Origin of the sequence: Psychrobacter sp. 1Y1, assembly GCF_051847395.2 — a bacterium.
Classification (GTDB): domain Bacteria; phylum Pseudomonadota; class Gammaproteobacteria; order Pseudomonadales; family Moraxellaceae; genus Psychrobacter.
On record NZ_JBPYDF020000001.1, the window covers coordinates 2,721,455 to 2,744,030 of the forward strand.

20 protein-coding genes are annotated in these 22,576 nt (G+C 42.0%); 6 read left to right on the top strand and 14 right to left on the bottom strand.

Going from position 1 to position 22,576, the window contains the following annotated elements; translation table 11 throughout:
- From ACS8FA_RS25380 to ACS8FA_RS25405, 6 genes are all read right to left on the bottom strand, one after another.
- Positions 1-225: a heavy-metal-associated domain-containing protein gene (locus ACS8FA_RS25380; protein WP_057761178.1), complete on the bottom strand. Its 225-nt coding sequence runs from the start codon at positions 223-225 to the stop codon at positions 1-3.
- A 254-nt stretch (positions 226-479) separates the two neighbouring features.
- Positions 480-737, bottom strand: coding sequence for a heavy-metal-associated domain-containing protein (locus tag ACS8FA_RS25385; RefSeq protein ID WP_165598099.1), 258 nt, complete (start codon positions 735-737; stop codon positions 480-482).
- Between the two features lie 27 nt (positions 738-764).
- Positions 765-1,640: a 3-deoxy-8-phosphooctulonate synthase gene (gene kdsA / locus ACS8FA_RS25390; RefSeq protein ID WP_439265094.1), complete on the bottom strand. Its 876-nt coding sequence runs from the start codon at positions 1,638-1,640 to the stop codon at positions 765-767.
- Between the two features lie 213 nt (positions 1,641-1,853).
- Positions 1,854-3,488, bottom strand: coding sequence for a CTP synthase (gene pyrG / locus ACS8FA_RS25395; RefSeq protein WP_201568858.1), 1,635 nt, complete (start codon positions 3,486-3,488; stop codon positions 1,854-1,856).
- Between the two features lie 197 nt (positions 3,489-3,685).
- A complete protein-coding gene (locus ACS8FA_RS25400) occupies positions 3,686-4,750 on the bottom strand; it encodes a porin (RefSeq protein WP_439265096.1) in 1,065 nt (354 codons plus the stop codon).
- A gap of 610 nt (positions 4,751-5,360) precedes the next feature.
- Entirely contained in the window at positions 5,361-7,559 is a 2,199-nt protein-coding gene (locus tag ACS8FA_RS25405) for a malate synthase G (protein WP_439265098.1), read from the bottom strand.
- A gap of 552 nt (positions 7,560-8,111) precedes the next feature.
- On the opposite strand from ACS8FA_RS25405, the gene ACS8FA_RS25410 reads away from it, so the two are divergent.
- Positions 8,112-8,909, top strand: a complete 798-nt coding sequence (locus ACS8FA_RS25410) for a MiaE family protein (protein WP_439265100.1) — start codon at positions 8,112-8,114, stop codon at positions 8,907-8,909.
- Between the two features lie 177 nt (positions 8,910-9,086).
- Here ACS8FA_RS25410 and ACS8FA_RS25415 read toward each other — a convergent pair whose 3' ends face one another.
- The 6 genes from ACS8FA_RS25415 to mtgA all read right to left on the bottom strand — a co-directional run bounded on the left by ACS8FA_RS25415 (position 9,087) and on the right by mtgA (position 13,795).
- Entirely contained in the window at positions 9,087-9,287 is a 201-nt protein-coding gene (locus ACS8FA_RS25415; RefSeq protein ID WP_427567238.1) for a hypothetical protein, read from the bottom strand.
- Positions 9,288-9,359: 72 nt separating this feature from the next.
- Entirely contained in the window at positions 9,360-9,686 is a 327-nt protein-coding gene (locus tag ACS8FA_RS25420; protein ID WP_102092250.1) for a hypothetical protein, read from the bottom strand.
- Positions 9,687-9,752: 66 nt separating this feature from the next.
- Positions 9,753-10,010 (bottom strand): hypothetical protein, encoded by a 258-nt coding sequence (locus ACS8FA_RS25425; RefSeq protein ID WP_439265103.1) that lies wholly within the window; start codon positions 10,008-10,010, stop codon positions 9,753-9,755.
- A 53-nt stretch (positions 10,011-10,063) separates the two neighbouring features.
- The gene (locus tag ACS8FA_RS25430; protein WP_185156594.1) at positions 10,064-10,234 is read right to left on the bottom strand and encodes a hypothetical protein; all 171 of its coding nucleotides are present in this window, start codon (positions 10,232-10,234) and stop codon (positions 10,064-10,066) included.
- A 315-nt stretch (positions 10,235-10,549) separates the two neighbouring features.
- The gene (gene ppk1 / locus ACS8FA_RS25435; RefSeq protein WP_439265121.1) at positions 10,550-12,748 is read right to left on the bottom strand and encodes a polyphosphate kinase 1; all 2,199 of its coding nucleotides are present in this window, start codon (positions 12,746-12,748) and stop codon (positions 10,550-10,552) included.
- A gap of 357 nt (positions 12,749-13,105) precedes the next feature.
- Positions 13,106-13,795 carry a monofunctional biosynthetic peptidoglycan transglycosylase gene (gene mtgA / locus ACS8FA_RS25440; protein WP_102093061.1) on the bottom strand — a complete coding sequence of 230 codons (690 nt, stop codon included), beginning with the start codon at positions 13,793-13,795 and terminating at the stop codon, positions 13,106-13,108.
- Between the two features lie 298 nt (positions 13,796-14,093).
- Here mtgA and ACS8FA_RS25445 point away from each other — a divergent pair, with 298 nt between their 5' ends.
- The 5 genes from ACS8FA_RS25445 (at position 14,094) to ACS8FA_RS25465 (ending at position 20,100) form a co-directional block, all read left to right on the top strand.
- Positions 14,094-14,408: a glutaredoxin family protein gene (locus tag ACS8FA_RS25445; protein ID WP_102093060.1), complete on the top strand. Its 315-nt coding sequence runs from the start codon at positions 14,094-14,096 to the stop codon at positions 14,406-14,408.
- Between the two features lie 488 nt (positions 14,409-14,896).
- Positions 14,897-16,669, top strand: a complete 1,773-nt coding sequence (locus ACS8FA_RS25450) for an L-lactate permease (RefSeq protein WP_093071257.1) — start codon at positions 14,897-14,899, stop codon at positions 16,667-16,669.
- Positions 16,670-16,760: 91 nt separating this feature from the next.
- A complete protein-coding gene (locus tag ACS8FA_RS25455) occupies positions 16,761-17,948 on the top strand; it encodes an alpha-hydroxy acid oxidase (protein ID WP_414559237.1) in 1,188 nt (395 codons plus the stop codon).
- A 106-nt stretch (positions 17,949-18,054) separates the two neighbouring features.
- Complete coding sequence (locus tag ACS8FA_RS25460; protein WP_439265106.1) at positions 18,055-19,140, top strand: rhomboid family intramembrane serine protease; 1,086 nt, start codon at positions 18,055-18,057, stop codon at positions 19,138-19,140.
- Between the two features lie 147 nt (positions 19,141-19,287).
- Entirely contained in the window at positions 19,288-20,100 is an 813-nt protein-coding gene (locus ACS8FA_RS25465) for a MipA/OmpV family protein (RefSeq protein ID WP_439265107.1), read from the top strand.
- Positions 20,101-20,212: 112 nt separating this feature from the next.
- Here the strand turns inward: ACS8FA_RS25465 and ACS8FA_RS25470 are convergent, their stop codons facing one another.
- Complete coding sequence (locus ACS8FA_RS25470) at positions 20,213-20,740, bottom strand: peroxiredoxin (protein WP_439265109.1); 528 nt, start codon at positions 20,738-20,740, stop codon at positions 20,213-20,215.
- 312 nt (positions 20,741-21,052) lie between these two features.
- Positions 21,053-22,456, bottom strand: coding sequence for a class II fumarate hydratase (gene fumC / locus ACS8FA_RS25475; RefSeq protein WP_439265111.1), 1,404 nt, complete (start codon positions 22,454-22,456; stop codon positions 21,053-21,055).
- Positions 22,457-22,576: the final 120 nt, after the last annotated feature.

Consider the following 22,576-nt stretch of genomic DNA (forward strand, 5'->3'; position numbering starts at 1 on the left):
TTATGAGTTAGCAACTGTCGCCTCAAATCCGGCATCATCAATAGCTGAAGCAATAGCCTCTGCACTGGTTTTGCTATCATCAAAGGTTATCGTCGCTAGGTTATCAGCTAGGTCAACAGTAATAGTCTCTAATCCATCAATATCTGCTGTTGCTGTATGTACGCTCGCTACGCACCCGCCACAAGTCATACCGTCAATTTTAATAATACGTGTTTGATCTGCCATATTAGGCTCCTTATTTTTATTAGTAACAAGCAACTCTAATAGTGATTCTGTTAATACTTACTTTGACACCTTTTAAGTTATCAAAGTAAGAGCAACTATCAAAGCTACATTAAATAAGCATAAGCCCTATTATCCTCGACAACAAGACTGTTTGGTTGTTGCTTTATTAACGAGATGCTATTAACGAGACAGTAACTTATTAATAAAAACGTAAAAGAGCGCATCAACAAATTTATAGCAATAGCTATTTGTAATTATAAATCGTTATGGTGCGGGTTCTGTGGTGAATCAATCGGAAATGGCTGAGTCACATAGTCCACCATACTAATCGCTGCTGTTAAGGCATGGATACTAGTATCTGTATCATCATAGCTTACCGTTGCGACATTATGCTTAGGATCCAAATTAATAGCCGTCACGCCTGAGATGTTTTTAAGCACAGTCATTACGCTATCTAAGCCTTCTTCATCATCGATATTTTCGATGCTTACTTGCGCCATCTGAATTGCCATTGTATAGCCCTCTTATTACGTACCGTATCAATGAGTATCCAATACCTCAAAACCTTTGACCAAATCATCAATTTGCTTAAGCTGACGTAAGAACGGCTCTAGTTGACTCATACGCAGCGCACATGGACCATCACATTTTGCAGTTTCTGGGTTTGGATGCGCTTCTAAAAATAACCCTGCCAACCCTGTGGCCATACCTGCACGGGCAAGCGTTGTAATCTGCTCACGACGTCCACCAGCACTATCACTACGTGCACCTGGTTGTTGTAAGCTATGCGTCACGTCAAAGAATACCGGGATATCCATCTGCTTCATGGTATCAAAACCAAGCATATCCACGACCAGATTATTATAGCCAAAAGCACTACCACGCTCACAAAGTATCAATTTATCATTACCACCCTCTAGGCACTTATTGACGATATGACGCATCTCATGAGGGGCCAAAAACTGCGCCTTTTTGATATTAATAATGGCATCTGTTTTTGCCATCGCATGCACTAAATCTGTCTGACGCGACAAAAATGCAGGTAACTGAATAATATCAGCCACTTCAGCAACTGGTGCTGCTTGATGTGGCTCATGCACATCAGTGATAATCGGTACTTGGAACTTTTCTTTGATCTGACCTAACCAATCAATACCTTGCTCTAAACCAGGCCCACGATACGAATGCAGACTTGAGCGATTGGCTTTATCAAAGCTTGCTTTAAAAACATAGCCGATACCCAAGCGCTGGCAGATATCAACATACTGTTCAGCAATCTCAAATGCCAATTCTTTAGACTCTAAAACATTCATACCACCGAACAATACAAAAGGCTGGTCGTTACCAATGTTAATCGTATCGTTATTAGGAGTGTTGAGCGTGATATTTGATTGTGCAGTCAATAAGTTTTCCATGAAGCCCTTACCTCTTATTTTGTTATTAATATCTCTATCCCATATTGTAACCGATAGGCTGATTAAAAAAAGTATGCAAGCGTAATTAGACATTATTAATGAGGATTGACTTGTTAATAACTACTAACAGTTTAGAGTAAGCAAAAAAAAGACCAATCCGAAGATCAGTCTTTTTTATAATAAACGCTTTCAATATACATTACATTTTGAGAGCTATTTTGCTTCGCTATGGTTCTTCGCGGCTTTTACAAAGCTATTAAACAATGGATGACCACCACGTGGTGAGCTAGTAAATTCAGGATGGAACTGTACAGCGACAAACCATGGATGCTCAGAAATCTCAACCGATTCTACCAAATGCTGCTTGGCAGAATAACCAGAAATGGTCATACCTGCTTGCTCTAACGGCTCGATATAACGGTTATTCATCTCATAGCGATGGCGATGACGCTCAGTGATATTGCTCGCACCGTAAATTTGGCTTAGCTTACTACCAGAAACCAGCTCTGCTTGCTGTGCGCCTAGACGCATCGTGCCACCAAGGTCTGAATCGTCGCTACGAATCTGTAGCTCGCCGCGCTCATCTAACCACTCAGTGATCAGACCAATGATAGGCTCAGCTGTCTTACGATCAAACTCAGAAGAGTTGGCATTAATGTTAAGTACGTTACGTGCGTACTCAATCACAGCCAACTGCATACCAAGGCAAATACCTAAATATGGAACGTTATTTTCACGAGCATAAGTGATGGCTTTTATCTTGCCCATCGTACCGCGCTCACCGAAACCGCCTGGTACTAAGATAGCATCAGCATCGTTTAGCTGCGCAAGTAAAGTGTCGTCATCTTCTAGACGTTCAGCGTCGATATAGTCAATCTTCACGTCTACTTTATGAGTGATACCTGCATGTAGCAATGCTTCGTTGATAGACTTATAAGCATCTGGAAGCTCGACATATTTGCCGACCATCGCAACAGTCACTGTTCCTTCTGGATTCAACTGAGCTTCAACAACTTTGTCCCAATCACTCAAATCAGCTTCAGGCACATCAAGACCGAAACGCTCACAGATTAAATCATCAAGATCCTGCTCGTGTAATGTACGCGGTATCTGATAGATACTTTGTGCATCTTCACACATAATGACCGCACGCTCTTCAACGTTAGTAAATAGCGCAATTTTGCGACGGTTGTCTTGTGAGATATGATGGTCAGAGCGGCAGATTAAGATATCAGGCTGTAGGCCAATAGATCGCAGCTCTTTTACGGAATGCTGCGTTGGCTTGGTTTTGGTCTCACCAGCACTAGCAATATACGGCACCAAAGTAAGATGCATTAGCATGGCTCTATTACGGCCAAGCTCTACTTGCATCTGACGTACGGCTTCCATAAACGGAAGTGATTCGATATCACCAACGGTACCGCCAATTTCGATAATAGCGATGTCATACCCTTCGCCACTGGCAAGGATTTTGTTTTTAATTTCATCAGTAATATGCGGAATAACCTGTACCGTACCGCCAAGGTATTCACCACGGCGTTCTTTATTTAAAACATTTTGATAAATACGGCCACTGGTAAAGTTATTACTTTTACTCATTTTTGAGTGACGCAAGAAGCGCTCGTAATAACCCAAATCTAGATCGGTCTCTGCACCATCTTCGGTGACGAACACCTCACCATGCTGAAACGGACTCATCGTACCTGGATCGACGTTAATATACGGATCCATTTTGGTCATCGTGACAGTCACGCCACGTGCTTCTAAGACCGCTGCAAGAGAGGCTGCGGTGATACCTTTTCCTAGTGAGGACACTACCCCACCGGTCACAAATATAAACTTGGTCATAGTACTCTGTCGGTAATTGGTAAAGAAGGATTTTACTAAAAATACGTCAAAAAATATAGGGCAAAAGCACAAACTCTTTGAAACATTCAATTTTTAGTACTTAGCTATTATAACGTACTACCCACTCAAAAAGGATATAACAAAAAAAACTCACCCCGAAGGATGAGTTTTTTAATTGAACTTGATAGCGAGTGAGATTAGAATTTATATTCTAGACCACCACCAATTACCAACACTTCAGCATCACCAACAACACTAGTATCCATAGCCATAACATTATCAGCTTTGTTCATACCTGCATAAGCATGAGCAATGATATTGTCTTGATAGTAGTATTTACCACCGACAACAATTTGATCTGAGTCAGCGTTATTGAAGCCTCTTAAGTTATCAGTTTTATTATACTGAGTATAAATGGTTGCTGGGCGAGCGAAATTAGACAGACCCATTGCTGCACTAAGAACTAAACCTTTCTCATCTTTAGAACCAGTCGCATCACCATCTGCATCAGCACCATCATAATCAGCGACTTGATATAGCGCACCAAGTGTTACAGGAGCTGTTATATATTTACCCAAATCTACAGTAGCCGTGCCACGGATGATATCACCATTGATGTTTTGGTCTTTATCATACGCTACACCAGCAGTGAAGCCAGTACCTTGGTCAAACATTAGCGCAGCACCGAAACCATCGTCTTTGTTACCGTTATCTTCATCAGAGCTATACATAACAGAAAGTTGCAATGGTAGGTTATCGTACTTTGGAGTCATCCAAACGATTGAGCTAGCGATACGGCCACTGTCTGCCATATTCAAACCACCTTGCTCTTCATTTGACTCAAGCTTGTTGCCACCTAGGTTATCCCAATAACCATCGTTAACGATTACGTTGTTTACATAATCCAAAGTAGATTGGTTTTTACCAGCACGGATCTCACCAAAGTTTTTGTTCACTACACCGAGATATGTATCACGGTTAGTAAAACCATCACTATCACCATCAACACGTGTGCCATATTCTAATTGATAAATAACGTCAGTACTAGCAGTTACAGCTTCTGAGCCTCTGATACCGATACGTGAAGAGTTAGAGTTAATTTCTACAGTATCTTCATCGCGGTCATTCGCGCTACCAGCTGCATCAAATTCAGCATTTACATAATCAGCAGTAACGAAAGCTTTACCGTATAGAGTTGGGGCTGCATTGGCTGCAGATACAGATAGGGCTGCGATTGCTGTAGCTAAAAGTAGTTTTTTCATGGGGTATCTCCACTTTACAATTGTAGTAATGAGCAAGCTATTATTAGCTGGCGCCCAAAATGGTATCGTCACAAATCCTCAAAGATATAATGTGTAACTGGCTACCGAGATTAGTCAGAAACAAGTGTGGCGAAGTTCTATTACAGTAAGATGAAAAAAACCATGATTTACATAACTGGGATTAAAAAAGTAACTGCCATGTAATCTTTAGTTTTTATCCTTCCATTGCGTAACATCCGTTACCAAACTCATACTTCGAGTACAAGCATAACAACTTTGACATAATTTGCAACATATTTTTTTGCCTTTTCGATACATCTATTATCAAATAACAGATACTTTATTTTATTTGAACGATTGTGAAAAAACTTCTACTTACTCAATTAGATACAAATAATATTGGTTAATATGATTACTAATATTCTTAAATTTTTATAATAAACATCGAATAATAGTCCAAAATAAAGCGCTATTTACTAAAAAATAAATAGCGCTAATTAAGGAGTTAATAATCTATATGAGTAAATTTATCAGTTACAAATGAGCAAGACTGACTGGCATACTTGCTCATCAAGTATGCTCAAATGCCTGTCATATTTGGTCTATTGTTCTAAGCGTTTGCTTTAAGATCCAAACGTGCTTGATGCAATAATGGCTCAGTATAACCACTAGGCTGCTCACGTCCTTTAAAGACTAAATCACAGGCGGCTTTGAATGCATAAGAGCTATCGAAGTTATCTGCCATTGATTGATAGTCATCATCGCCTGCATTTTGCTCATCAACGACCTTGGCCATGCGTTTCATCGTATCCATCACTTGCTGCTCACTAACCACGCCATGATGCAACCAGTTGGCAATATGTTGGCTTGAGATACGCAAAGTAGCACGATCTTCCATGAGACCGACATCATTGATATCAGGCACCTTGGAGCAACCAACGCCTTGATTTACCCAGCGTACGACATAACCCAAGATACCTTGAGCATTGTTTTCAAGCTCTTGCTGCTTTTCTTCATCAGTCCAATCGGTATTTTTTGCTAATGGGATGGTCAAGATGTCATCCAAGCTAGCACGCTCGCGTGATTTTAGCGTGTCTTGTACATCAGCTACGCTTACTTGATGATAGTGTATGCTATGCAAGGTAGCGCCCGTTGGTGATGGTACCCACGCAGTGCTAGCACCAGACTTAGGATGAGCAGCCTTAGTATCCATCATCTCTTTCATTTCATCAGGCTTCGCCCACATGCCTTTACCAATCTGCGCGCGACCTTGTAGGCCTGTCTCTAGACCGATATCGACGTTCCACTGCTCGTAAGCAGGCTGCCATGCTTGCGATTTCATCTCGCCTTTTGGTACAAATGGACCTGCATTCATGCTGGTATGCATCTCATCACCAGTACGATCTAAGAAACCTGTGTTAATAAAGATAACGCGCTCTTTAGCTTGGCGGATTGCTTCTTTTAAGTTAACCGTCATACGGCGCTCTTCGTCCATGATGCCGATTTTAAGCGTATTGCGCTCTAGACCTAATAGATCCTCTGATGCATTAAATAAGTCATTGGCCATTTTAACTTCTTCAGGGCCATGCATTTTTGGCTTCACGATATACATTGAGCCTTGACGCGAGTTTGATAGCTCGTTTTTGCCTTTGATATCATTAAGTGATAATAGTGGCGTGATTAAACCATCCATTAAGCCTTCAAATATCTGCTCTTGACCATCGCCTAGATCGACTAAGATGGCAGGGTTCTGCATTAAGTGACCGACGTTACGAATTAATAATAGTGAACGACCTGGCAAGATCAGCTTACCACCATCTGGCGTATTATATTCACGATCTGGATTTTGCTTACGCGTACGCGTTTTGCCACCCTTTTCAAAGGTTTCTTGTAGGTCGCTATTCATCAAGCCAAGCCAATTACGATAGACTTCGACTTTTTCTTCTGCATCTACCGCAGCGACTGAGTCTTCACAATCCTGAATGGCTGTCATAGCCGACTCAAGCAATACGTCCTTGATGTTTGCTGGATCATCTTTACCCACTGGATGGTTGCTGTCGATTTGAATCTCAGCATGCAAGCCGTTGTTCTTTAATAGTACACCTGTAGGAGCTTCAGCGTCACCGACAAAACCGACAAACTTAGCCGTATCTTTTAGCTCGGTACTGCTATCACCTTGTACGACCTCAAGCTTGCCATCGACTACTTTAAAGCCAGTCACATCATTGTAAGAGCCGGATGCTAGTGTAAAGTGCTCATCTAAGAACGCTTTAGCGTAAGCGACAACAGCAGCGCCGCGAGTAGGATTATAGCTGCCACCCGCTTCTTGGCCATTGTCACTACTGATAACATCGGTGCCATACAACGCATCGTATAAGCTACCCCAACGCGCATTGGTCGCGTTGAGCGCATAACGAGCATTACGAACTGGTACAACTAGCTGCGGCCCTGCGATGTGTGCAATTTCATCATCGACGTTTTTGGTATCAACCGTAAACGCTTCGCCTTCAGGTAGCAAATAACCAATTTCTTGTAGGAATGTCTTATAAGCTGGATAATCGATTTCGCCATTTTTTGCAGGATTATCTAGGTGCCACTGGTCAATCTGCGCTTGAATTTTGTCACGAGTTTCCAATAGTGCTTTATTGCGCGGGGTAAACTCTTTAATAACCTTTTCGAAACCTGACCAATAATCGTCTGAATCCACACCGACTTTCGGTAGTACTTCGTTTTCAATAAAGTCATATAACTGCTGATCGATGGCAAGACTGCCTTTTTGAATACGATTGGTGTTAGAAGACTGGCTCATATTGTTATCCTTATCTGTTCGTGAGGGGTGCTAATACTGAGTTGTAACAGTAACTGTTTAAGATTTTTTTAATTTTGTGAGGTTTTAAACGTTCATATCTCATTCGTTGTGGAATCTTTGATTCTCTAATTTTTCTACGAGAATATATCTACAAATTTGATGTTCTAGTAAAAGGTAATCTATTGATATAAGGTTTACTCTTTACTAAGAGCGAATCATAAAAGTAAGACGAAACGCTTAAATAGCGAAATCTCATCCTACTATCAAATAATAAAATTAACAAGGAAACACCATTCACTAAGTAAATACTTAGGCTGTTTAATAATGATAATGTATAAGCGGCCTACTGTAGGAGCTATAATCATCATCTGGGAAATAGATGCAGCAACGTTAATATAAACAGTAAGTAATCATTGATACCTTTAATTATGCTTAACCGTTATCTATTAATAAATACCTATTAATGACTGTCAGTTATTTAGCATCGTATCTAGGCCAGACTAACGATATAATTACTCGTATTACCATTCATAAATAAAGCTTCCTTAGACTATGACTATCAATCAACAAGACCTCACGACACTACAATCAACAGCAAATACGATAGATAACGATAATATCAAGAAAAAATCTGTCGAAGAAAATGTTTCTCAAACTGTAAATAATAGTGCCGAAACAGATGTAATCGAAAAAGAGCTGCCTGAAGAAGATAGCATCGATATTACGCATCTACGTACTCCTATAAAGGTAGACTTATCTCCTGTTTATAACTTTTTAGGTGCGCGAACCACGCAAGCTTGGATAGATGCTGCGATTGAAAACCTACCTGTAATTATTCAAGACCATGCTAACTGCGAAAAAAAGGCCGCTGGTACTGCGATGAATTTAATTTTTCGTTATGAGTTCTCTTATGACTTGCAACGTAAACTCGCACAGCTAATACGTGAAGAGATGCTGCACTACGAGCAAGTGTTGGGCATCATGAATGAGCGTGGGCAGGAATGGAAATATCTAAGTGCTGGACGCTATGCTAAAGGTATGTTGAAGCATAAGCGCACTTACGAGCCAGCAGCGATGGTTGATGTATTGATAATTGGGGCATTTATTGAGGCACGCTCTTGTGAGCGTTTTGCCGCGTTGGCCGAAGTTATCGATGATGAGCGTTTAGCAAAATATTATCGTTATCTACTCAAGTCAGAGAGCCGTCATTTCGAAGATTATCTTGCACTCGCTCAATCATTGTCAGATGAGAATATCGATGAGCGAGTTGCTTTCTTTAAGGAAATAGAGGCTGAATTAATAAGTAGCCCAGATGCTGAGCTACGTTTTCATAGTGGTACACCTGCTTAAAGCCCACTCTTTACCTAAACCTACTATCTATATAATGTAGAAAGTAAAAATATAGTAAGCAAAAAAGGCACTGTGTTTGGTAAGAGTATATAACTCGTATCAAACACAGTGCCTTTTTATCTATGTGCAAATGCCTATTTATGTACAAATACTAATAGCTATTGATGTAGTGAGTTCTTACTTTTTATCTTCCATCAATGGACTGTCATACTGTTTGTTGCTCTTGGCGACATTATGCGGATCATGATCTTCCGTAGCTTTTTCTGCTGCGGCTGGATTTGCTTTTTGTAATGCATCATCAGGGACAATACCATTATTGTCATCTGCATCTTTTAAATTATGATCATTGTTGATGCTTTCATTATGTGAGTTATTCATTGGTACTCCCTACTATGATAATTACTTGTCTAACCCAAGGAACACTATATACCTTTCGAAATTTACTCCTGTTTAATCTTTCTCATCAGGATTTAAAATACGAGTCTGTGCGTTATCGATATTGGCATAACGATTTAGATCATTAATACCTTCACTCTTTGGTGCTGCACTACCGACAGTATCTTCATTGATATTGTCATCAAATGCGGTACTACCTTCTTGATCACGACGATCTGGTTGGCGCGCTGGATTGTCATTATCATTTACGTGTTCTGAGTCGACAACAGACTCATCAAAAGTATCAGTTCCTTTGTTCTCGGTAGTATTTCTTTCAATTGCACTATGATCATCAGATCCTAGTACCTTTGTCTTGTCTATTGCTGAGTCTTTGGCTTGCATTATCATATCCTCTTTTTATATTTATAATTTTGTCGATTTGGTTAGCCCGCTGTTAGCTATACTCCTTTACTCATTACCTTTTTGGCTCAAGTCGTAAGCACTTAGTTCTGCTGCGTTCTTGCCACCAGCTGGAAGATTCTCTTCTTTACGTGGATCAGCATAAACTTCGTCGGTCTCTTGTGAGTCTTGCTCAGGGCCATCGATTTCAGGCTTGTGCTTGCGCCCTGCATAGCTATCTTTAGGGTTTTCTAACTCATTAGCAGCAGGGTCATCCACGATTACCTTTTCCTCTGTGTCTGTTGTTACTGGTTCTTGCATAGTCATGGCGCGTCCCTCGCTTTATTATTGATTATTAGGTCCATGTTTGATGTCGTAGATTACTTATCAGTACGTAGATCATCATCGATAAAAGGCGTTTGCTCTTCTTCGCTTAATGATTCAGGAGCATCAACCTTTTTATTCTCTGCTAAGTTCTTCTCAACTTCCTGACCATTTACCTGTTCTGCAGCTTGCTTGATATCTGAATTGTCATCGTTAGTAGTACTCATGATTTATTTCCTATTCTTATGATTTGATTACATGGTTTTAAAACATTAAATCGATATATGTTTCAAGACTGTACCAACGCCCAAATGAGTAACCAATACTTATCAAGTAGCGTCAGAATTGATATTAATTATAGGTATGACCTTGGGTAATGCACCAGTGTACTGCCGTATCAATATGTGAATAATTGTGAGGTTGCAAGTCAGTTTGTAACTTTTGCAATTGGTGAGCAAAAAAAACCAAGCACCAGTATTTACCAGTGCTTGGTTAGATATATAATCGAATAGCTGATTATCGCCTAAAGGTATCTTTGCAAATTAGCTAGACTCTTCGACACGATTAATCGTTTTTAATAAATGCTCTTGTGCGACGTGTGGCTCCTCACCTGCTGCTGGCTGTGACTGCTGCCAAACGCCAGTGCCATCAAGTGTCCACGCTTGCGTATTATCCTGTAAGTAGTTAATTAAGCCATCCTGATAAATCTGCTTAAATAGCTTCTTGTTCTCAATCGGGAACGCCACTTCTACGCGATGGAACAGGTTACGATCCATCCAGTCTGCACTACCGCAGTATAGACGCTCATCGCCATCATTATAGAAATAATAAACGCGCGTATGCTCCAAAAACCGACCGATAACAGAGCGTACCGTGATGTTTTCAGACAGTCCTTTTACTTGTGGACGTAAACAACACATAGACCGCAAAATAAGCTCAATCTTAACGCCTGCCTGCGAGGCATCATATAACTTATCAATGAGGCGGCGCTCAGTTAGCGCGTTGGCCTTGATAATGATATGAGAACGTTTACCCGCTTTGGCATGAGCGATTTCATCATCGATAAAGCTCATCAATTTCTCATGCAAAGTAAACGGTGCATGTAATAGTTTTTTGAGGTTGGCAGGCTTACCCATGCCGGTTAACTCTTGGAATATTTTATGAACGTCCTCTGAGATATCAGGATCGGCGCTAAACAGACCATAGTCCGTATAGACTTTGGCATTGGCCGCGTGATAGTTACCAGTGCCTAAATGAACATAACGACGGATTCGATCGTCCTCGCGGCGTACGATTAGCATGAGCTTGGCATGGGTCTTGTAACCTACGATACCGTAGACCACGACCGCGCCTGCTTCTTGTAGATAGTTAGCAACTGCGATATTAGACGCTTCATCAAAACGCGCACGCAGCTCAATAACAGCCGTGACTTCTTTGCCATTACGAGCGGCGGCGGCAAGTGCTTTGACGATTTCTGAATTGGTGCCTGAGCGATATAGCGTTTGTTTAATTGCCAATACTTTGGGATCGCTGGCTGCTTGCCAAAGTAAATTAATAATCGGCGAGAACGCATGAAAAGGATGATGAACCAACACATCGCTTTTACGCATGGCGGCGAACATACTGGTCGATTTATCTGATTTATCCATTTCTCGGCGAAATGCCTTTGGCACGACATGAGTAAATGGCTGGTAGCGCAGCGCAGGAATATTAAAGTCAAACAGCAAACGCGTTAGATTGACAGGACCATTGACACGGTATAGCTGATTGTCATGCAACTCAAACTCATTGAGCAGATACTCACTGATATGCGTTGGGCAATCGGTTGTGACCTCAAGGCGCACTTTATCACCGAAGCGGCGGTTTTCAAGCTCGCCTTCTAGTGCTTTGGCAATATCTTCGACATCATCAGCCAAATCTAAATCGGCATTACGTGTCAGCCTAAATTGGTGACAGCCTGTCACACTCATGCCAGGGAATAGCTCACCGATATGCTCATGAATGATAGCGGATAGCATCACATGATGCTCTTTGCCACCAGTTAGCTCATCTGGCAGGCGTATCACACGCGGTAGACTGCGCGGCGCAGGTACAATCGCTAAGTTGATATCGCGTCCAAAGGCGTCTTTGCCTTCCAATGTGGCGATAAAGTTTAAGCTTTTATTTACAAGACGCGGGAATGGATGCGCCGGATCAATGCTAATCGGTGTCAATACAGGTACGACTTGCTCCGTAAAATAACGCTTCATCCATGCAGACTGCTCAGCATTTAACTCATCACGTTTGAGATAGCGAATATCTTCAAGCGCAAGTGCTGGCAGGATATCCTCATTGAGAATACGGTACTGCTCACTGATTGCGGCATGAGTAATGATAGATATCTCGTTTAGCACTTCGCTAGGACGCATGCCATGAGCACTGGTCGATACATCACCGATGTTGAGCTTTTGCATGATGCCAGCGACACGAATCTCAAAAAACTCATCAAGGTTGGATGAAAAAATAATCAAGAAAAATAAGCGTTCAAGCAGTGGGTGACGCGAACTAGATGCCTGCGCCAATACTCGCAGATGAAACTGTAATAAAGACAAATCACGATTGATATAACTGCTCGGTGAATAGCTGCCATCTGCTGAGCGTTGCCATTCGATTTCTGCTAAATTATTTGGGCTATTATCTATATTGATGTCTTTATTAACATTGTCATTAGCGCCGTCTTCAACATTATTAACGTCAATCATATTGTTAACATCACCGCCGCCCTGATTACTAGTCATCTCTACCACGTCACTACTCCTTTTGCGTTATCGATACGCCATCATCTTTTATCGTTCTGTCTTTTCTAGGGCATGTCCTAGTTTTATTCGAAATAGCCAAGCCTACAACATTCGATCCTATAATCTAGGGCGTGTCCTCAATTCAAACGAGTGTCCTCTAAATGGGCTAAAAACAGCTAAATTTTGCCAAACATCGTCAAATAGTTGGTCAATATCTCGATATTATCTGCACTATTTTCCTTGTTTGACGGCAATTTATCTCATTTTTATCACCATTTTTAAAATGAGGACACGTCCTAGCCCAGCCCTAATGATTTATATTTATGAAGCTGCTTGCGGTAATACAGCGTTTTTCATACGTTTTTTGATAATACGTTGCTTATTACGCAAACGCTTATCACCTTGATTGTCTTCGTAATACTTTGGATTGGTAAGCATTGCAATCAGAAGCGCTGACTCATCTCGGTTTAGATTGGCCGCAGACTTATCGAAATAATGATGCGCTGCTGCATCAATACCATAGATACCATTACCAAACTCCGCCACATTTAGGTAAGCGGTCATGATGCGCTGCTTGTCCCATAGCGTTTCAATCATCACAGTAATGACAGCCTCTTCAGCTTTACGCACATAAGAGCGATGCGAGGTGAGGAACAAGTTCTTTGCCAATTGCTGAGTAATCGTTGAGCCACCGGCAGACATCTTCCCTGTCTCTTCGTTTTTCTTTTGCGCCGCTTTGATACCTTTAAAGTCAAAACCGCTATGCTGACTAAACGTCGAGTCTTCACTCACAATCGCCGCTTGCTTGGCAGATTTGGCAATTGCATCATATTCAGCCCATGTCTGAGTGACCGTACCGCCCGTTAGTCGATGCGTCAACATAAACATACTGTTGTTAATTGGCTGCGTTTTCCAAATTAATAATAGCCCGACGACCAATATATGGAATGCGACAACCAATAGCATAATTGCCAATAACAGACGTTTGATAAATGTGCCAAAACTTGCCATGCGCGATATCCGAGTGGTTAAAAAAGTAATAAGATAAGATAGATACTCTATTAATGACTATGAGACATCAACTAAGAATCAATGATTGTAAACGGGCTATGTATAGCCAATTATTAACTATTGAGCATTGGTCATTAATAACGATCAATAGCAGGTCATCTTACCTAATCTCACAATCGCTGTCATTATTTACACCACTTCTTTATGATGTAATAATAAACCAACTATTTTTTACTTTTTATCAAAATAGCCTAATAGTCAGCATTTTTTGGCATACTTTAAGCTCAGAGATCTCACCATGCATAATAATAGTATAGAAGTATTACGAGCGCGTGTTATCGCCGCAAGTCCACACCTTAGTGTCACTGAAGATAATCCTCAATGGTGGCTACTGGGCACCTCAGGCTGTCATTTATGTGATATCGCTGAGCAAATACTTGCACAGTTTCAGTCGGTACAGCCAATCACTTACCAAAATGTCGATATTGCAGAATTTGATGAGGCGCTTATGATGGATTTTGCCACGTCTATCCCTGTGATTTTGACTCCATCAAAAAGATTAGACTATCCATTTTCAGTCATGGATTTACAGCAACTGTTAGCTCACAACTAACGGCACTTTGTTTTGATGTTATAGAGCTTTTAAATTTCTTATATTAGAATATCTACCGCTAATTTTAGCTAGTATGGTATTTCAATATTTGCTAGACTACTTTTATATTCTGTTTGGTAAATTGATTATACTAATGCTAATGATTTACTGATCAATAATCTCAACTCTCTAACCTTGCACTCTGTTAAATCATATACATACAATTCTCAGCGAAAGCACCTAAGAGCAACTATTAGGGCGTGTTTAACACGCCTTAATAAATATAGTTAGCTGAATGTAAAACTGTTATGGATTTAAACGCGCTACTGGTATAAATTTTACTTGCGTGCTGCGTTCCCAGAGGCTGCGCAAAATTCATCCCAGTAGCGCTATGACATTTTTAGAGTGTATCGACTATAGTAATAACTTAGTATGACTTTAAAACCAGTAAAAAATAAGCTGGTATACACAACAATAAGGACTGTTAATAACAATAAGGACTGTTAATTATGTACACTTTCTTAGCCTTAGCGCCAATTCTCGTTGTATTCATACTACTCATAGTTATGCGCCTGCCAGCTAAGATATCTATGAGTATTGCCTATTTGGTGACAGCTCTGCTAGCCTTTTTCATTTGGCACGCTAGTGGTGCTCAGGTAGCGGCTGCTACTGTTAATGGGATTATTGTGGCACTTACTATTTTATTCATTGTATTCGCAGCTATTTTACTGCTGAATACGCTGAAAGAAAGCGGCGCTCTTGTCGCCATACGTAAGGGCTTTATGGATATTTCACCTGATAGGCGCGTCCAAGCGATCATTGTGGCATGGTTGTTCTGCTCTTTAGTAGAAGGTTCATCAGGATTCGGAACACCATCTGCAGTGGGTGCTCCGCTGTTGTTGGCTTTAGGCTTTCCAGCGATGGCATCGGTCATGGTTATTCTTATCATTCAATCTACACCCGTATCATTCGGTGCAGTTGGTACGCCTCTACTACTTGGCGTTTGGTCTGGTATTACTGATAAACAAGATTTAGCACAGTCCATTGCCCCTACTACTGCCGAAAATTATTTATTACAGATTACAGCTAACGTAGGCCTTGTACATGCTCTTATTGGGTTTTTGATACCTTTAATTTTAAGTGCTTTTTTGACAAGGTTCTTTGGTGAAAAACGCTCCTTCATAGAAGGGCTTAAAGTATGGCCATTTGCCATTTTTGCAGGTCTTTGCTTTACTATTCCTTATTTTTTGGTTGCTAAATTTCTAGGGCCTGAGTTCCCTTCACTCATTGGCGGTTTCATTGGGTTGTTAATTGTACTTCCCGCTGCTAAGCGTGGTTTTTTGATGCCTAAAGATACTTTTGATTTTGCCCCTCGCGCAAAATGGGATAAAGACTGGCTGGGTACTTTAGACGAGGTAAAATATGATGATTCAGCAACCCCAAAGTTCTCTTTAATTCGTGCATTTTCGCCCTATTTCATTGTGATTGCCTTATTGGTCATAACTCGAGTGATTGCACCACTCAAAGCTTTTCTGGTAGGGGATTTAACAACCATTAGCCTTACTAATCTTTTTGGTACAACAATCTCTAGTAAGATACAGCTCGCCTATTCTCCTGGTAGCATTTTAATTATTACTTCTTTATTATGTATTTTACTGTTCAAAATGAATAGCCAAGCGGTAAAGCGCAGTTGGAGTAACTCGGCAAAGACCATGGTTGCTGCCGCACCAGCTTTGCTATTCTCGGTGCCTATGGTACAAGTATTCATTAATTCAGGCTCAGCCGCTGAAGTCGCTACTGCGCTACCGGCTATGCCAATATTACTGGCTGAAAGTGCTGCCGATGCTTTTCAAAATGCGTGGCCGCTAGTGTCTCCATGGATTGGGGCAATGGGTGCTTTCATCGCCGGTTCAAATACTATTAGCAATATGATGTTTTCATATTTTCAATGGTCAACAGCCAATCAGATCGGACTCAATAGCGACCTTGCAGCACAAGTAATAGCCTTGCAAGCTGTGGGTGGTGCGGCTGGTAACATGATTTCGGTGCATAATGTGGTAGCTGCTTGCGCAGTAGTCGGCTTGGTGGATAAAGAAGGCTATGTGATTCGCAAAACACTGCTAGCGATGATTTATTATGTCGTGCAAGCAGGTTTGATCGGTATGGCTATCATCTTCGGTCAAATATGGTGGTGGGCTTTAGCCGTTCTCTGGCCCATAACATTCTTTGGACTGATGTCTTTTTGTGGCAAATTTTCCCGTAGAAAACTGAATGGACGATAATCAGGCAAGCTGACGCTATTAAACTAGATCTAGTAGCGTTAGGTTAAGGTTGCCTTCTAGTTAAAACATAACAGCAATAAGAGATAAACCTATGAAAGACTTAACTAAAATCACCGAAATCGAAGATCTGCGCCGCGTTGCTGAGCGTAAAGTGCCGCGTATGTTCTATGACTATGTCGATTCAGGCTCGTGGACTGAGACCACCTATCGTAATAACGAGACTGACTTTGACCGTATCAAGCTGCGCCAGCGCGTATTGGTCGATATGGATAACCGCAGTCTGGCAACGAGTATGATCGGTGAGCCAGTCAAGATGCCTGTAGCCATCGCCCCAACGGGTTTTACCGGCATGATGTGGGCAGATGGTGAGATACATGCCGCACGCGCCGCTGAAAAATTCGGCGTGCCCTTTTCACTATCGACCATGAGTATCTGCTCTATCGAAGACGTCGCTGAAAATACCAGTGCGCCGTTTTGGTTTCAGCTTTATGTCATGCGTGATCAGGACTTTATGGCCAATTTGATTCGCCGTGCCAAAGCAGCAAACTGTTCTGCGTTGATTTTGACTGCGGACTTACAGGTGCTGGGACAACGTCATAAAGACATCAAAAACGGTCTATCCGCACCGCCTAAGCCAACACTAACCAATATCATAAACCTCATGACCAAGCCGCAATGGTGTATGAATATGCTGGGCACCAAACGTCGCACGTTTGGTAATATCGTCGGTCATGCACAAAATGTTGAGGATCTGTCATCACTCTCTGCTTGGACGGCAGAGCAATTCGATCCGCGTCTGAGCTGGGACGATGTGGCGCGTATCAAAGACATGTGGGGCGGTAAACTTATCATCAAAGGTATCATGGAGCCTGAAGATGCTATTATGGCAGCTCGCAGTGGCGCGGATGCACTGGTCGTCTCAAACCATGGTGGCCGTCAGTTAGATGGCGCACTGTCTTCTATTTCTGCGCTGTCTGACATCGTACAAGCTGTCCATGCTGAGAATAGCGACATTGAAGTGTGGTTAGACAGTGGCATTCGCTCTGGTCAAGATGTGCTAAAAGCCATCTCATTGGGTGCAAAGGGCACAATGATTGGTCGCGCTTTTCTCTACGGATTGGGAGCGTATGGTGAAGACGGGGTGCGCCGCGCGCTTGAGATTATCTATAAAGAGTGTGATATATCTATGGCATTCTGTGGTCATACCGATATCAATACTGTCACGGATAATATCTTGGTAAAAGGCACGTATGAAAACCTCAAAGTGGGTCGTTTTTAGAGCGGCTGATTGTAGAACAATCAACGTTTAAAACCGGCTACACATAACATAATTTGCTCATACCCTTTATACTGTCTCTATAACTTTTTGATGACAGTTAGCCTTTATGACCATTCAACAATTATTAAAAACAGCGCCCGTCACTACCCTGCTATTAGCCAGCTTTATCGGGCTATTTGTCATGCAGCTAGTCACGGGCGTCGATGCCAATAACCCGTCAACTGAAGCGTTAGTTAAATGGGGTGCCAACGCCTTACCCTTAACGATGATGGATGACCCATGGCGCTTGGCCAGTAGTGCGTTTTTGCACATTGGTCTCATGCATCTACTATTTAATGGCTTTGCCATGTATTTCTTTGGGCAGATTGCCGAGCCGATGTTTGGTTCAGCCAAGTTTTTGGCGTTATTTTTGCTGGCGGCAATCGGTGGTAACTTGCTCAACAGCTATGTGACATGGCAAAGTATTTTGGATGGCACAGGACAGCCTGGACTATCAGCTGGGGCGTCTGGCGGTATCATGGGTATTGGCGCGGCACTATTAATCGCAGCACTGTTTAAAATATCGGTCAATGGCATGGTGCTTAATCTAAAAAGCCTGATATTTATTATGGGCATCAACCTCGTCTATGGGTTTGCCGTACCGGGAATTGATAATGCTGGTCATATCGGTGGCGCAATCACAGGACTAGTGATTGCGTTGGCTTTTGCCATTGGCTACCGTCAGCGTCTAGCCGTTGCTATACAGAATGCAGCGATTCAGCAGCAGCGCACGTTTAACCCTTATCAAACCAACTACTCATACAGTACTTATGACAACACACCCTATGATAGTCAGTATAGTAGCCAATATCGTGAACAACACGATAATCAAAGTCCGTATAATGCCACTTCTATCGAACAATCGCCTCACATTGATGCTAATTCAACCGAGCAAGATACTGTGCTTGCTAACAATGAAACGAATGTGTCTGATATAAATGCTAACAATAGTGCTGAAAGCGTTACTGCTAACAATCCACCGTTAAGTAATGAAGCTGTTCATAATAGTATTGAACCCGAAATACTTAAAAAGCCTTCTATTATTTGGCAGCTATTACCATGGCTTGCGATGCTATTTATTAGCATTGGTTTTGTCTGGTGGTGGCAAGATATTCATCAGCAATTACTGCAAGTACTAAAAGCCATTGAGTAAATGCTCATACTTATCTATCATTGCTATATAGACTCCAAAAACAGCATACTGACCTATATTACTGATTCGTTTTATTGTTTGTCCTTTTGAACACGTTTTGCTTAATCGCACCACTCAGTTATTTATACCCACTTACGAGATCCAATTATGTTAAAACTTGCCGCGCTACCTAATATCTCTACACGTACTATGTTTAGCGCGTTCACCGCTACGGCACTACTTAGTGTGGCTAGCCTGTCTAACGCCGCACTTTTTAATGACAACTTGCCGACTGACAAAGATGCTGAGCTTAGCGTTGGGGTCAATGTGATGGCGGTCAAATCAGCCTATGATCTCGAAGACAGTACTGAAGTGCGCGTGCTACCAGGTGCATTTTATGACAACAACAAAGTCTATGTACGCGGTGCCCAAGCTGGTGCGTATCTGATCAATGACGGTGTCAATCAGCTATCTGCCTATGCCAAGCTTGCAGGTTCTGAGTTTGAACCTGATGATGCCAATGGCGCACTGCAAGGCTTGGATGAGCGTAAATCATCAGCAGAAGCAGGTCTTAGCTATCAGCGTCGTACGGCTATTGGTGGCATCCGCGCGCAGATAGGTGCTGATGTATTAGATCGTAGTGGCGGCAACACGGCTCGCTTGACCTATCTTTCTAGAATCACTAAAGGCAAGCTCACGGTCTATCCAAGTATTGGCTTTGAATATCATGATGCTGACTACAATGAATACTACTATGGTGTCAGTGAAAAAGAGTCAGCAGAGACAGGCGTTGACGCTTATAAATCTAACTCAAGCCTGAATCCGTATATCAATATCAGTGCTAACTATGACTTTAATGAGCGTTGGGCAGGGTTTGCCAATCAAAGCGTGAGCTATGTACCAAATGAGCAGTATGATAGCCCAATGGTCGACTCACGTACTGAAGCAGCAACCACACTTGGTTTGCTTTATAAGTTTTAATTAAGCCTAAATTGTCATAAAAAAGACCTTGTCATATAACGTGACAAGGTTTTTTTATTCAATAAATTTATAGATTTGCGGGTTACCACCCACACTACAAACTCAATGGAATCTAAGCATTACTTTTTAAATACTCAAGCATAGTGTCTGCATCTGATACTTCAAACGGATCTATTGGGCAATTGTCGCCAAAATCAGGTTCCTTGAACACTTTTTTGATAGCTTTATTGTCGACAAGCATCGAATAACGCCATGAGCGCATACCAAAGCCAAGGTTACTCTTATCAACGAGCATGCCCATTTTACGAGTGAACTCACCATTACCATCAGGAAGCAAGAAAACGTTTTCGCGGTTTTGCTTGAGACCCCATTGGTACATGACGAACGCGTCATTGACAGAAACGCAAACCACTTCATCTATCCCTAACGCCTTAAACTCATCATATAGCTCTTCGTAACGAGGCAGATGGCTGGTCGAACACGTGGGCGTAAAAGCGCCTGGTAGTGAGAATACCACTACTTTTTTATTGGCAAACAACTCATCTGTGGTTAAGTCGTACCATGTGAATGGGTTGTCTCCTCCGATAGATTCATCACGAACACGAGTTTTAAAAGTCATATCAGGAACATGGGTGATCATTATTTACTCCGATTTAGGTTATTGTCTTTTTTTCTAAAATCCTGCAGGTATATGATAATGGTTATACTGGTCCACAAGCAATCTTTGAGATTGCGTTCCTTATATAAAATATAGCGCTAGCTTAAAAAGTATAGACTAAAAAAGACCTTGCCACATTCTCATATAACTCTTATAAGAAGTGACAAGGTCTTTTTATTTCTAAATTCTCAGTGGAACAAGTATAACACTGCTACCAGAAAGACGAGTGAAAATGGCACTTATCGTACATTAAGCGAGCCTAACGCCGTAGCAGGTCACTACTTGGTATACTGCTTACTTAGGATGTACCATATCAGCAGGAATTACCCACTCATCGAACTGAGCTTCAGTTAGTAGCTCTAGCTCAACCGCAACTTGCTTCAAAGTTTTGTTTTCTTTATAAGCAGTCTTAGCGATTTTAGCTGCGTTTTCATAGCCAACATGACGGTTCAATGACGTTACTAGCATCAGTGAATTGTGTAAGAAATCATCGATTTTGTCTTTTACTGGCTCGATACCCACGGCACAGTTCTCGTTGAAGCTGTTGCAAGCATCGCCAAGCAGTTTGATAGACTGTAACAAGTTAAAGGCGATAACTGGCTTATACACGTTTAGCTCAAAGTTACCTGACGCGCCAGCCATGCTGATAGTTGTGTCGTTACCCATGACCTGAGCGACAACCATGGTCATTGCTTCTGACTGCGTTGGGTTTACTTTGCCTGGCATGATAGAAGAGCCTGGCTCATTTTCAGGAATCGTCAACTCGCCAAGACCACAACGAGGACCTGAAGCCAACCAACGTACGTCGTTAGCGATTTTGTTTAAGCTGCCCGCTAGCGTTTTTAGTGCGCCTGACGCAAATACTTCTGCATCACGAGCCGCTAGTGCTTCAAATTTATTTGGGGATGTGACAAATGGCAAGCCAGTCAAAGTCGCTAGTTGCTCAGCTGCTTTTACTGCATAGTCAGGATGGGCGTTTAGACCAGTACCAACCGCGGTACCACCTAGTGGCAATTCATATAGACCTTGTAGCGCGTTGTCGATACGAGTCAATGAATGATCAAGTTGGCTTACATAGCCGCTGAACTCTTGGCCTAGGGTCAAAGGCGTAGCGTCTTGTAGATGCGTACGACCGATTTTTACGATACTATCAAATTCTTTTGCTTTTGCAGCCAATGTATCGCGTAGTGCTTGTACCGCTGGGATCAATAAGCTGTTGATCTGACGAGCAGCCGCCACACGAATCGCCGTTGGGAAGCTGTCGTTGGTAGACTGTGCATGGTTGACATGGTCATTTGGATGAATTGGCGTGTAGCTGCCACGCTCAGAACCAGCGATTTCGTTGGCACGGTTGGCAAGCACTTCATTCATGTTCATGTTTGACTGTGTGCCAGAACCTGTCTGCCATACGACCAATGGGAACTGATCAACCAGACCACCATTGATGATTTCGTCAGCGGCTTGTACGATAAGATCACGCTTGTCGTCTTCGATACGCTCTAGGCTTGCATTAGTAATCGCAGCGGCTTTTTTGACCAGTGCCATCGCTTCAATCATCGGACGCGGCAATGTCTCGCCACCGATTTTGAAGTTTTCGCGGCTACGCTGTGTTTGCGCGCCCCAATAGGCATCAGCTGGGACTTCTACGTTACCCATGGTGTCTTTTTCGGTACGAGTTGCCTGATTCTGTGTCGACATAACTACCCTCTTTGATGGTTTGTTGTTTTATGACTGCTCTAAAAAATGCAACATCTGCTGCACATAAAGGAGAATACGATATAAAGTGGCGTTATGATAGCATGACTAGGACGTGTTGAA